The organism is Secundilactobacillus malefermentans DSM 5705 = KCTC 3548, assembly GCF_001436395.1.
GTDB classification, from domain to species: domain Bacteria; phylum Bacillota; class Bacilli; order Lactobacillales; family Lactobacillaceae; genus Secundilactobacillus; species Secundilactobacillus malefermentans.
In genome coordinates this window covers 43,695-55,106 of sequence record NZ_AZGJ01000009.1, presented here as the reverse complement: position 1 = coordinate 55,106, position 11,412 = coordinate 43,695, and the positions used below count along the sequence as shown (strand labels likewise).

General features: G+C 39.1%; 9 protein-coding genes and 1 other annotated feature. Of the genes, 7 read left to right on the top strand and 2 right to left on the bottom strand.

All coding sequences use genetic code 11. The features are described 5' to 3' along the window. Window positions 1-48 precede the first annotated feature (48 nt). Together rpsD and FD44_RS03040 are read right to left on the bottom strand one after the other, a co-directional pair. Window positions 49-660 carry a 30S ribosomal protein S4 gene (gene rpsD, locus FD44_RS03045; RefSeq protein WP_010620671.1) on the bottom strand — a complete coding sequence of 204 codons (612 nt, stop codon included), beginning with the start codon at window positions 658-660 and terminating at the stop codon, window positions 49-51. Window positions 661-855: 195 nt separating this feature from the next. Continuing rightward, window positions 856-1,323, bottom strand: a complete 468-nt coding sequence (locus tag FD44_RS03040) for a GAF domain-containing protein (protein ID WP_010620672.1) — start codon at window positions 1,321-1,323, stop codon at window positions 856-858. A 177-nt stretch (window positions 1,324-1,500) separates the two neighbouring features. Between FD44_RS03040 and ezrA the strand changes: the two genes are divergently transcribed. From ezrA to FD44_RS03005, 7 genes are all read left to right on the top strand, one after another. Next, on the top strand, window positions 1,501-3,207 hold the full coding sequence (gene ezrA / locus FD44_RS03035) for a septation ring formation regulator EzrA (RefSeq protein ID WP_010620673.1): 1,707 nt from the start codon (window positions 1,501-1,503) through the stop codon (window positions 3,205-3,207). A 131-nt stretch (window positions 3,208-3,338) separates the two neighbouring features. Further along, complete coding sequence (locus tag FD44_RS03030) at window positions 3,339-4,499, top strand: cysteine desulfurase family protein (RefSeq protein WP_010620674.1); 1,161 nt, start codon at window positions 3,339-3,341, stop codon at window positions 4,497-4,499. Window positions 4,500-4,521: 22 nt separating this feature from the next. After that, on the top strand, window positions 4,522-5,739 hold the full coding sequence (gene thiI, locus FD44_RS03025; protein WP_010620675.1) for a tRNA uracil 4-sulfurtransferase ThiI: 1,218 nt from the start codon (window positions 4,522-4,524) through the stop codon (window positions 5,737-5,739). Between the two features lie 102 nt (window positions 5,740-5,841). Then, entirely contained in the window at window positions 5,842-6,351 is a 510-nt protein-coding gene (gene tpx, locus FD44_RS03020) for a thiol peroxidase (protein WP_010620676.1), read from the top strand. Between the two features lie 28 nt (window positions 6,352-6,379). Further along, window positions 6,380-6,589, top strand: a binding site (T-box leader). 59 nt (window positions 6,590-6,648) lie between these two features. After that, the gene (locus FD44_RS03015) at window positions 6,649-9,306 is read left to right on the top strand and encodes a valine--tRNA ligase (protein WP_010620677.1); all 2,658 of its coding nucleotides are present in this window, start codon (window positions 6,649-6,651) and stop codon (window positions 9,304-9,306) included. 67 nt (window positions 9,307-9,373) lie between these two features. Then, window positions 9,374-10,684, top strand: coding sequence for a bifunctional folylpolyglutamate synthase/dihydrofolate synthase (locus FD44_RS03010; RefSeq protein ID WP_010620678.1), 1,311 nt, complete (start codon window positions 9,374-9,376; stop codon window positions 10,682-10,684). 48 nt (window positions 10,685-10,732) lie between these two features. Continuing rightward, the gene (locus FD44_RS03005) at window positions 10,733-11,356 is read left to right on the top strand and encodes a JAB domain-containing protein (protein WP_010620679.1); all 624 of its coding nucleotides are present in this window, start codon (window positions 10,733-10,735) and stop codon (window positions 11,354-11,356) included. The last annotated feature ends 56 nt before the right edge of the window (window positions 11,357-11,412 follow it).

Below are 11,412 nucleotides of genomic sequence, written 5' to 3'. Positions count from 1 at the left end.
ACAGGATTTGACAAAGAGCCAAATTTTGAAGTGATTTTTTTATGACAATTATGATAATTGGTTGTAGTATTCAACGATTAATGATTCGTCGATATCAGCTTCCAATTCTTCACGTTGTGGTAAACGTGAAAGTGAACCTTCAAGCTTGTCTGCATCGAACTCAACGTATTGAGGACGACCAACAACTGCTTCAACGGCATCCTTGATAATTTGTAAGTCTTTTGACTTCTCACGAACGCTGACAACTTGGCCAACTGTAACTTCGTATGAAGGAATATCAACGCGCTTGCCATCCACAGTAATGTGACCATGGTTAACAAGTTGACGAGCTTGGCGACGAGTTGTTGCTAAACCTAAACGGTAAACAACGTTGTCAAGACGACGTTCGAGTAAGATCATGAAGTTAACACCATGCTTACCTTCACGAATCTTACCAGCTCTAACGAACAAATTATGGAATTGACGTTCAGTCATTCCGTACATGAAACGAAGCTTTTGCTTTTCACGTAATTGAGTTCCATATTCTGAAAGCTTTTGACGACGGCCTTGACCGTGATCGCCAGGAGCGTATGGACGACGTGATAATTCTTTACCTGTACCTGAAAGTGAAATGCCAAGACGACGTGAAATACGCCAGCTTGGTCCTGTATAACGTGACATAAAGTAGTTCCTCCAATATTGTATTTGGAGTAAAATAATCCTCTGTGAACTTAGTATTCGTGCAGATCGCTTTGCAACTTTCGCCATATGCAGCCGCAGGTTACTTATTGAACCGCCTATTGGGCAGTGATCTGTTGACGAGCTTACCGCTCACCGCTGCATTATTTTACACAAAGAGCAGTATAACGCGACTAACTAGGCAATGTCAAGGTGTGATGCTAGGACTGACGCAAATTTAGTCAGTCCTGCTTGATCATCGTCAGAAAATCGATCGAGCGATTTTGAATCAATATCCATGACACCGATTAACTTTCCGGATACTTCAAGGGGAACAACGAGTTCAGCATTGCTGTCGGAATCGCAGGCAATGTGTCCAGGAAACTCGTGAACGTTTTTAACTCGGGTAACGGTGTTTGTTTTAAAAGCAGTTCCACAAACTCCGCTGCCGTTATTAATGTGCATGCAAGCAACTTTTCCTTGAAAAGGTCCAAGGTCCAAAGCTTCGGTTTCTTCATTATATAGATAGAAGCCAGCCCAGTTAATGTCGGTAATGGTATCAAATAAGAGCGCGGATGCATTTGAAAGATTTGCAACGGGATTAGTTTCTCCCGTGAGTAAGGCATCAATCTGTTCGTTTACAATTGAAAAATCAGTTTCAGTCAATTTTGAGTCCTCCGATAGTCATCAATTTAATTAATATCAGTAATAATGCCAAATTCAGATGAAGGTAAGCGCTTATCTATGATATAATTTAGATTAGCTTAGATTTTAGTGTGAAAATTCAAAAAAAGCAACAATAGTACATAATTTTATTATGCTGTAATAAAGGATGGGGTCCAAATGATAAGGGTTCTTGTGGGAATCATTGTTTTGGCCATCGTCATCTACATTGGCGTTTTGGCATATCAACATCACGTGAATCAGCAACTTAAAGAGTTACGTGATCGAAAAGAGAAATTAGATAAAGAGTCATTGAGTGCAGATATCAAAAAAGCGAATCGGCTTAGTCTAACTGGGAAGTCGTTACAGGATTTTAATGATTTGCAAAAAAGCTTTGAAGATATTGATTCAAATCGTGAAAAGCAATTTTCTGAACAACTAGAAGCTGGAGAAGCACAAACGAAAAACTTCCAGATTTTTGCTGCTAGGGAAACGCGCAATAAATTAGCAGAGTTAGTCACCGTAATGGAACAAGAATTCAATTCTGTGAAAACTGGATTGGCAGACCTCCAAGAAATTGATCGTCAACACCGTCAAGCAGTGTCTGATTTGGAAAGCAAGTATCAGGAAATTCGTAAAACGTTACTTGCTAAGAATTTTTCATATGGTCCGAGCATTGATAAGCTTGAAGATATGCTCAGTGGATTAGAAGCGGACTTTGATGACTTCTCTAAGTTTACGAGTGAAGGGGATCATGAACACGCTGAGAGTATTCTCGAAAGCTTAAGAACGGAGACGGGACGGCTAGAAGAACTTCTTTCTGCAATACCTGGTTTGTATAAAGATATTGCAACAGAATTTCCTGCTCAGCTTACTGAAATCAAAACTGGTAGTCAGCAAATGATGAAGCAACACTTCAATTTTCCTAAAATGGACTTTGAGCGGGAAATCGCTGGGCTTGGCAAACAAATTGAAACAAGTAAACAAGCACTTGAAGGTTTAAAAATTGAAGATGCTAGTGCTGCAAATGCGAGAATTGAAAAACAAATTGATCGCTTGTACGCCGCAATGGAGACTGAGTATCAGGCAAGAGGTCCTGTTGAAGAAAACTTGGACGTGCTTTCAAGGTTCATTGCACATGCTCAAAACCAAAATAGGGTGTTATTAAGAGAACTTGAACGACTTAATCAAAACTATACGTTAGATCATGATGAAGTTGCGACCGCAAGGGGATTAACAGAGCAATTGAAGCAGATTAACGATGGTTATCAACTAGATATTCAAAGTTTAACGGAAAAATCAGCTGTTTATTCTGAAATTCTAAAGAGACAAGAAAAACAAAAAGTAGAATTAACTCAAATTGAAAAGCAACAGACTGAAATAAATGATAGCGTTTCTGCTTTGAGTGACGAAGAAAAGAAAGCGAGAGAAACACTTCAACGCTTTGATTTCGAAATGCATAGTTTAAAGCGAAATATTGAGAATTTGAATTTACCAGGGCTGCCGAAAGATTACTTAGATTATTTCTTTGTTGTCAGTGATGAAGTTGATAAGTTGGCGGATGCTATTGGTCAAGTTCAAATAAATATGGAAGAAATCACGAAGCAATTAATCATGATTCAGTCGGATTTAGATACCTTAAAAGAGAAATCAACTGATTTGCGAGACAGCGCCAAACTGGCAGAACAGTTAATCCAATATGCTAATAGATTCCGATTATCTAAACCAGAAATTGAAACCGCAAGCCAAAAGGCAAAAGCTCTTTTTGATAGAGAGTACAAGTATACCGAAAGCCTTGAAACGATTGCGACGGCATTAGATAAAGTAGAACCTGGGTCATACAAACGACTAGAAGATAGTTACTATAAGTCGATACAAACCAAATAAGACGTCGAGCAACTAATGCTAGGCGTTTTTTGTTTGAAATCGGAACCCTTGAATGAAGTGACATATCTGTTATAATTGTTAGGATTTCGATTGGAGTCGAACCAATCTAAATAAAGAGGAATTTATATAAGATGATATATTTTGATAACAGTGCAACAACGCAGGCTGACCCAGAAGTCGTTTCTACATATGACGCGGTTAGCAAACAAATTTGGGGCAATCCTTCTAGTTTGCACAAGTTTGGCGAGCAGGCATTTGGCCTACTAGAGCAATCTCGTCAGCAAATTGCTGATTTACTTGGTGTTTCATTGAGTGAGATTCTATTTACGAGTGGTGGAACTGAAGGCGACAACTGGGTTCTAAAGGGAACTGCAATCGAAAAACGTGAATTTGGTAATCATTTGATTACGACTGCAGTTGAACATCCCGCCATTCACAATTCAATGGAACAGTTGAAACAACTGGGATTTGAAGTTACTTATCTACCAGTTGATGAGCATGGTCGGATATCAATAGATGATCTGAAAGCAGCTTTACGGCCAACAACAATTCTAGTTTCAGTTATGGCTGTGAACAATGAGATTGGTACGATTCAGCCGCTTATAGAGGTTGCGGATGTTCTTAAGGATTATCCAAAGGTCCATTATCACATTGATGCTGTACAGGGAATTGGCAAAGGGATTTCAGATTTAATTTTTAATGATCGTGTTGACTTCATTTCGTTCTCTGGCCATAAATTCCATGCACCTCGTGGTATTGGATTCATTTACGCGCGAAGAGGAAGACGAATTGCACCGCTATTAACGGGTGGTGGTCAGGAACGAAACCTAAGAAGCGGAACTGAAAACTTGCCAGCAATTGCAGCAATGTCCAAAGCACTTAGGCTTTTGTTGACAAATGAGCAGGATAAAGTTCAACGACAGCGGGCTGTTAAAGAACGAATTTTGAATCATGTCAAAGAGTTTCCACTCGTAACATTATTCTCTGAAGATAATGAAGGATTTGCACCACACATTCTTTGCTTTGCAATCAGAGGGGTTCGTGGTGAAACGATTGTGCATGCGTTTGAGGAGCATCAAATTTATATTTCAACGACCAGTGCTTGTTCTTCAAAGAAACACATGGTATCTAGCACACTGGCCGCAATGAACGTTCCGGAGGGAATTTCAACGAGTGCCATTCGGGTGTCACTTGATGAACATAATACGCTTGAAGAAGCTGATGAATTTAATCGAGTATTCGATGAATTATATGATCAATTTAAGAAACTTAGTAATGAAACGACAAACTAGTCTTTAGGGAAGGGAGTAAGCAATGAAATATTCTGAAATCATGGTGCGGTATGGTGAACTATCCACCAAAGGAAAAAATAGAAAAGATTTTATTCGTCAATTAGGGAAAAATGTGCGACAAAGTTTGCAAGAATTTCCTAATTTGGAGATAAAAGCGCAACATGATCGACTCCATGTCACCTTAAATGGAGAATCATCAAGTGCCGTAATCGAACGTTTAAGTGGTGTCTTTGGAATTGAAAATCTTTCGCCCTCGGTTAAGGTGGCTAAAGATATTGAGACGATTAAAGAGACCGCAGCAGCAATGGTGAAAGAACAGTTTAAAACTGGAACAACATTTAAGATAAATACGCGCCGTCAGGATCATGATTTTGAGTTTGATACAAATCAGCTAAACGATATGCTGGGGGGATATGTTTTGGAACATGTTCCAGGTATCGAAGTTAAAATGAAGAAGCCTGACATAACTTTAAGAGTGGAAATTCGATTAAATGGCGTTTATCTAACGAGTGAAATTATCCCTGGAGCTGGTGGCTTACCAGTTGGAACCGGTGGTCGTGCCGTCATGATGTTATCTGGCGGTATTGATTCACCAGTTGCCTCATATCTAGCAATGAAACGCGGAGTTAAGCTAGATATGGTCCATTTTTTTAGCCCGCCCTATACGAGTGAGCAAGCTCTTGCAAAGGCCGAGGAATTAACTGGAAAGATTGCAACTTTTGGTGGCAATATCCAATTTATTCAGGTTCCATTTAGGAAGATTCAAGAAGAAATTAAAGAAAAGGTACCAGAAGGTTATTTGATGACCATTCAGCGTCGTATGATGCTTAGAATTACTGCTGCAATTGCAGAATCTCGTCATACAAAGGGAATTTTTACAGGTGAGGCTTTGGGACAAGTTGCATCTCAAACCTTGGAGAGTATGATGGCGATTAACGATGTGACCACACTCCCTGTTTTGAGACCTTTAGTTTCAATGGATAAGGAAGAAATCATTAGAATCGCCGAAAAAATTGGCACTTATGATTTATCAATTCTACCGTTTGAGGATTGTTGTACCATTTTCACACCTCCTGCACCTAAAACCCGTCCGGCCTTGGATAAATCACGAAACTTTGAAAAACTAATTGATGTTGATGGTTTGGTTAAAGAAGCAGTTGAAGGTATTAAAATTGTGGATGTAAAACCAAATGAAAAGTTCCTAAATCAACAATCGGATGTTTTTGCAGAACTTCTATAAAGGCATTCACACAAAAAGTTTGGAATCTTTAAGAAAAGGTGCTTGAAAGACACTCAGTTACGCGGTATCTTAGGGTTAGCTATAAAGAAGGAGTGGATTTACGTGAGAGTAAATGACGATGGTTCACCTGTTGAATTAAGTGGCAACCCGCCCGAAGTTTCCGATAAGTTACCGAAGTTTAAGGTCTTTAGTGATACCGACGAGAAAATTAAGATGGCTTCACTAATTGGAAAGCCAATGGTCATTAGCGTTGTGCCGGATATTAATACTCGGGTATGTAGTATTCAAACTCGTAAATTCAATCAGCAAGCCGACCATTATCCTGATGCTAAATTTGTTACAATTTCTAACAACACAATCAAGGAGCAAGAGGCATGGTGTGCCGTTGAGGGTGTTGAAAACATGCAGGTTCTTTCTGATGAGGAATTGTCGTTTGGTTATGCAATGGGGCTCTATATTTCCGTAAACGGAAATTTAGCGCGATCAATTTTTGTGGTGGATGGTGAGGGTACTATTACTTATCGTGAAATCGTTTCTGAAATCCATCATGAACCTGACTATTTGAAAGCTCTCGATGCACTCGAAAAATTAACGCCGAGAGTTGACGAATAGGTCAAAAATAGCTAGTATGGGACTTATAAATAATGCTTTGAACAAGAGAGTAAACTAATTAAGCGGTTTAGAGAGCGAAGGAATGCTGAAACCTTTGTCCCTTACTTAGTTGAAGGTAACTTGTGAGCAAATTTACTGAACCTAGTAGGTAAATTCGGAGTAACGGCCGTTAAAACATGTTATTTAAGAGGGGTTAAAAGCCCAATTTAGGTGGTACCGCGAGCACTTCGTCCTATGTTTATGACATAGGCGGGGTGCTTTTTTTCTTAGATAGCGAAAAAATAGGGAGTGATTTTGATGTCAGAAAAAGAAATTGATATGTCGACCAAGTACGACCCTGCCGCAGTTGAAACCGGCAGATACCAAGAATGGCTTGATGAAGATGTTTTCAAACCAAGTGGTAATAAGAAAGCTCATCCGTATTCCATTGTTATTCCACCGCCGAATGTAACTGGAAAACTTCATTTGGGACACGCATGGGATACAACATTGCAAGATATGATTATTCGACAAAAACGAATGCAAGGCTTTGATACTTTATGGTTGCCAGGAATGGATCACGCTGGTATTGCCACTCAGGCAAAGGTTGAAGCAAAATTACGTGAACAGGGAATTAGTCGGTATGATCTCGGTCGGGAAAAGTTCATTGAAAAAGTTTGGGAATGGAAGGATGAATATGCCGGTACCATTCATAAACAATGGGCAAAATTAGGCCTTTCTCTCGATTATTCTCGTGAACGCTTTACATTAGATGATGGCTTATCAGATGCCGTTAAGAAGGTATTCGTTTCGCTTTACAATAAAGGTCTAATTTATCGTGGCGAATATATTATTAATTGGGATCCACAAGCAAGAACCGCGTTATCTGATATTGAAGTTATTCATAAGGATGATAAGGGTGCTTTTTATCATGTTAAGTATCCATTCGTAGATGACACAACTTTTAATGGTAAAAACTACATTGAAATTGCAACGACTCGTCCTGAAACGATGATGGGTGATACAGCGGTTGCGGTTAATCCTAGTGATGATCGTTATAAAGAATTGGTTGGAAAAGAAGTCATTTTACCACTTGCTAACCGAAAGATACCAATCATTGCTGATCAATACGTTGACCCTGAGTTTGGAACAGGAATGGTAAAAATAACGCCAGCTCATGATCCTAATGACTTTAAGGTTGGGAACCGTCATAACCTTGAACGAATTAACACGATGAATGAGGATGCCAGCATGAATGAAAAGGCTGGTAAATACGCTGGAATGGATCGCTTTGAAGCTCGTAAGGCAATGGTAAAAGATCTTGAAGATCAAGATTTGATGATTAAGGTCGTTCCAATTGTGCATTCAGTTGGCCATTCAGAAAGAACCGGCGTTCAAGTTGAAGCACGACTTTCAACGCAATGGTTCGTTAAGATGAAGCCACTTGCAGAAGCTGCTATCAAGAACCAATCGACTGATCAACGAGTTGATTTTGTGCCGGATCGCTTTGAAGGAACCTTTACACAGTGGATGGAAGGCGTTCATGACTGGGTTATTTCTCGTCAATTATGGTGGGGTCACCAAATTCCAGCTTGGTATAATAAAAAGACCGGTGAAGCCTATGTTGGTGAAACGGCTCCTAAAGATATTGAGAATTGGGACCAGGACAAGGATGTTCTTGACACTTGGTTCTCTAGCGCGTTATGGCCGTTTTCAACGATGGGCTGGCCAAATACAGATGCTGAAGACTATAAACGGTATTTCCCAACGGATACATTGGTGACTGGTTATGATATCATCTTTTTCTGGGTTTCTCGAATGATTTTCCAAAGTTTGGAGTTCACCGAGAAGCGGCCATTTAAGCATGTCCTTTTACATGGGCTAATCAGAGATGAGCAAGGCCGTAAGATGAGTAAGTCATTAGGTAATGGAATTGATCCAATGGACGTGATTGATAAATACGGTGCTGATGCACTTCGTTGGTTCCTTTCAAATGGCTCTACTCCTGGTCAAGATGTGCGTTTTAGCTACACAAAAATGGATTCTGCATGGAACTTTATTAATAAAATTTGGAATGCTAGTCGATTTGTCATTATGAATTTGGGTGACGTGAAGAAGCCTTCACTTCCCAATCAATCAGAATGGAATTTAGCAGACAAATGGATTCTGAACCAGTTAAATGAAACAGTTGAACAGGTTACTGATAAGTTTGATAAATTTAACTTTGGTGAAGCAGGAAGAGCCCTTTATGATTTCATCTGGAACGACTTCTGTGATTGGTACATTGAAATGAGTAAAGAAATTTTGAATGGTAATGATGAAAAAGCCAAAGCAAATACCCAAAATGTTCTAGCTTATGTTCTTGACCAAACCTTAAAGTTGTTACACCCAATTATGCCGTTTGTTACTGAGAAAATTTGGTTGTCTATGCCACATGAAGGTAAGTCGTTAGTAACGGCGGAATATCCAGTGACGCATACTGAATTTAAGAATGCTCAGGCAAGTGATGATATGGCATCATTGATTGAATTGATTAAAGCGGTTCGTAATATTCGGGCAGAAGCTAATGCCCCAATGGCAACGCCAATTGATTTACTGATCAAGACGAGTGATAAAAACGTTGAACGAATTTTGACCGAAAATCAAGATTATATTGAACGTTTTGCACATCCAAAGCAGCTTGAAATTGGCGCAAACGTGGAGGCACCTAAGCTTTCGATGACCGGTATTATTTTGAATGCAGAAATATACGTACCACTCGAAGAACTCGTGGACCTTGATGATGAGGCTAAACGATTAGAAAAAGAAATCGCTAAGTTTGAATCTGAGGTAAAAAGAGCCAAAGGAAAATTAGCAAACGAGCGATTCGTTTCAAATGCTCCGGATAGTGTGGTTGAGGCAGAGCGTCAAAAGCAAACTGATAACGAAGCGAAGCTACAAGCAACGAAAGATCGGTTAGCGGACCTAAAGAATTAAAAACATTAAAAATAGGGGCGGACTGTGGCTTAAAGCTCAGTCCGCTTTTTTAGGAGGATTTTTCAAATTGGTAAAATCTTATGAAGAGGCGTTAGCATTCATTCACGGACGAACACAATTTAAGAAAATTCCAACTCTTTCGCGAATGAAGATTTTTATGAAAAAGTTAAACAATCCGGAACAAGGACTAAAAATTATTCACGTTGCAGGAACCAATGGAAAAGGGTCTACCGTGGCTTTTTTGAGAAGCTTACTAATGGAAACGGGGCAAAAAGTCGGAACTTTTACTTCACCATTTTTGATGCGATTTAATGAACGAATAAGTGTTAACAATCAGCCAATTAGCGACGAAGACCTGGTTGATTTGGTCAATGAAGTTCAGCCAATTATTAAAGAACTGGATGAAACTTTAGAATCTGGCGGTCCCACGGAATTTGAAATAATTACCGCAATGATGTTTGTCTATTTTGCAAAGATTAAAGTTGATGTGGCGGTTGTTGAAGTCGGAATTGGTGGAAAATTTGATTCGACAAATGTTCTGACCCCGTTAGTTTCGGTTATTACGACAATTGGGTTTGATCACATGAAATTGCTTGGTAACACACTTCCTGAAATTGCCGGTCAAAAGGCCGGGATTATTAAAGATGGTGTGCCCGTGGTTGTTGGAAACGTTCCGATGGATGCACTTACAACAATTGAGCGTGAAGCAACTAGTAAATCAGCACCTTTATTTCATTATGCTACTGATTTTTTCGTGAAAATAGAATCACCGACTGGTTGGGGTGAAATTTTTGATTATCAATTTAAGGCGGCGCAATTGAAAAAGCTTCGAATTGATTTAATGGGTGATTATCAGGTGGAGAATGCAGCAACTGCGCTGACTGCTTTTATTTTATTTCAGGAACAGCTCAAAGGGATTAAATCTGATAAGGTTATTCGTGATGGGTTACAGAAGACTGAGTGGCCAGGTAGATTTGAATTAATCAATCAGAGTCCACAAATTATTTTAGATGGTGCTCATAATCCACCGGCGATGGTTGCTGTAACTAATTTTTTAAAAAACAGGTACAAGCAGCAAGAGCTTTATGTAATTTTGGCAATTTTAGCAGACAAAGAATTTGAAAAAATGGTGACTGAATTACTTTCAGATGCCCACATCCATTTAATTTTGACCACGTTTAACGGACCAGGCAAGCGGAAACCAGCCGATCCAAAGACGATTTTTAATCAATTATCTAAGCATGATCGGGTTCAGATTGCTGATAATTGGCAGTTGGCATTAACAATTGCAATGCATTCAATTTCGGCAGACGATGTGATTCTGATTACTGGGTCTTTGTATTTCATTTCTGAAGTTCGTCAAAATTTAATCGGTTAAATGAAACCCTTTTTCGTATTTACATTATGGAAAGGGGTTTTTTGTATAATGGAACGAACTCAAGAAGCAATGGAAATAAAAAGGGCGCTACATTGGTTAGGAGCACCTGGAAACTTATTGAAAGAGGAAGTCGCAATATTTTTCTTTCATTTTACGGACATGTATAAGTTAAAAGCAGCGACTGAGGACCAGTATGTTGATTATTGCGATGGAATTGATTATCGAATTCGACTTGTGAAGTTAATTAATTTTGGTCGTGCTATTCAAGCTGAGCCTATTAGTTATAGCGGCGTTATTTCCAGTAGTCAGCAAGTTGGTAATTGGTTATCAGATGAAATGGGCCAGCTCACGCAAGAACAATTGCGGATTATGTGTTTAAATACAAAAAATGAGGTCATATCTGATGAAGTAATTTTCAAGGGTGATTTAAATAGTTGTGTTGCACATCCTCGAGAAATTTTTCAGTTGGCAGTTAGGTTCAGCGCAAATAAAATCTTGATGGTCCATAATCATCCAAGTGGGCAATTGACACCTTCTAAAAATGATCTGATATTTTCAAAAAGATTATGTGATAGTGGCAAAATGATGGGGATTGATTTGCTAGACAGCCTGATTGTGAGTGCGACTGGTTATTTGAGTCTACGTGAAGAGGGAATTTTGACAGAATCATAACAGTTTTAATAAGAATATTTTAAATTCAGATAATTCCTTGCAGATCACAAGTGATT

Coding starts and splice junctions, on each gene's coding strand:
- rpsD (WP_010620671.1), bottom strand. CDS start 660: ATGTCACGTTATACAGGACCAAGCTGGCGTATTTCACGTCGTCTTGGC.
- ezrA (WP_010620673.1), top strand. CDS start 1,501: ATGATAAGGGTTCTTGTGGGAATCATTGTTTTGGCCATCGTCATCTAC.
- FD44_RS03030 (WP_010620674.1), top strand. CDS start 3,339: ATGATATATTTTGATAACAGTGCAACAACGCAGGCTGACCCAGAAGTC.
- thiI (WP_010620675.1), top strand. CDS start 4,522: ATGAAATATTCTGAAATCATGGTGCGGTATGGTGAACTATCCACCAAA.
- FD44_RS03015 (WP_010620677.1), top strand. CDS start 6,649: ATGTCAGAAAAAGAAATTGATATGTCGACCAAGTACGACCCTGCCGCA.
- FD44_RS03005 (WP_010620679.1), top strand. CDS start 10,733: ATGGAACGAACTCAAGAAGCAATGGAAATAAAAAGGGCGCTACATTGG.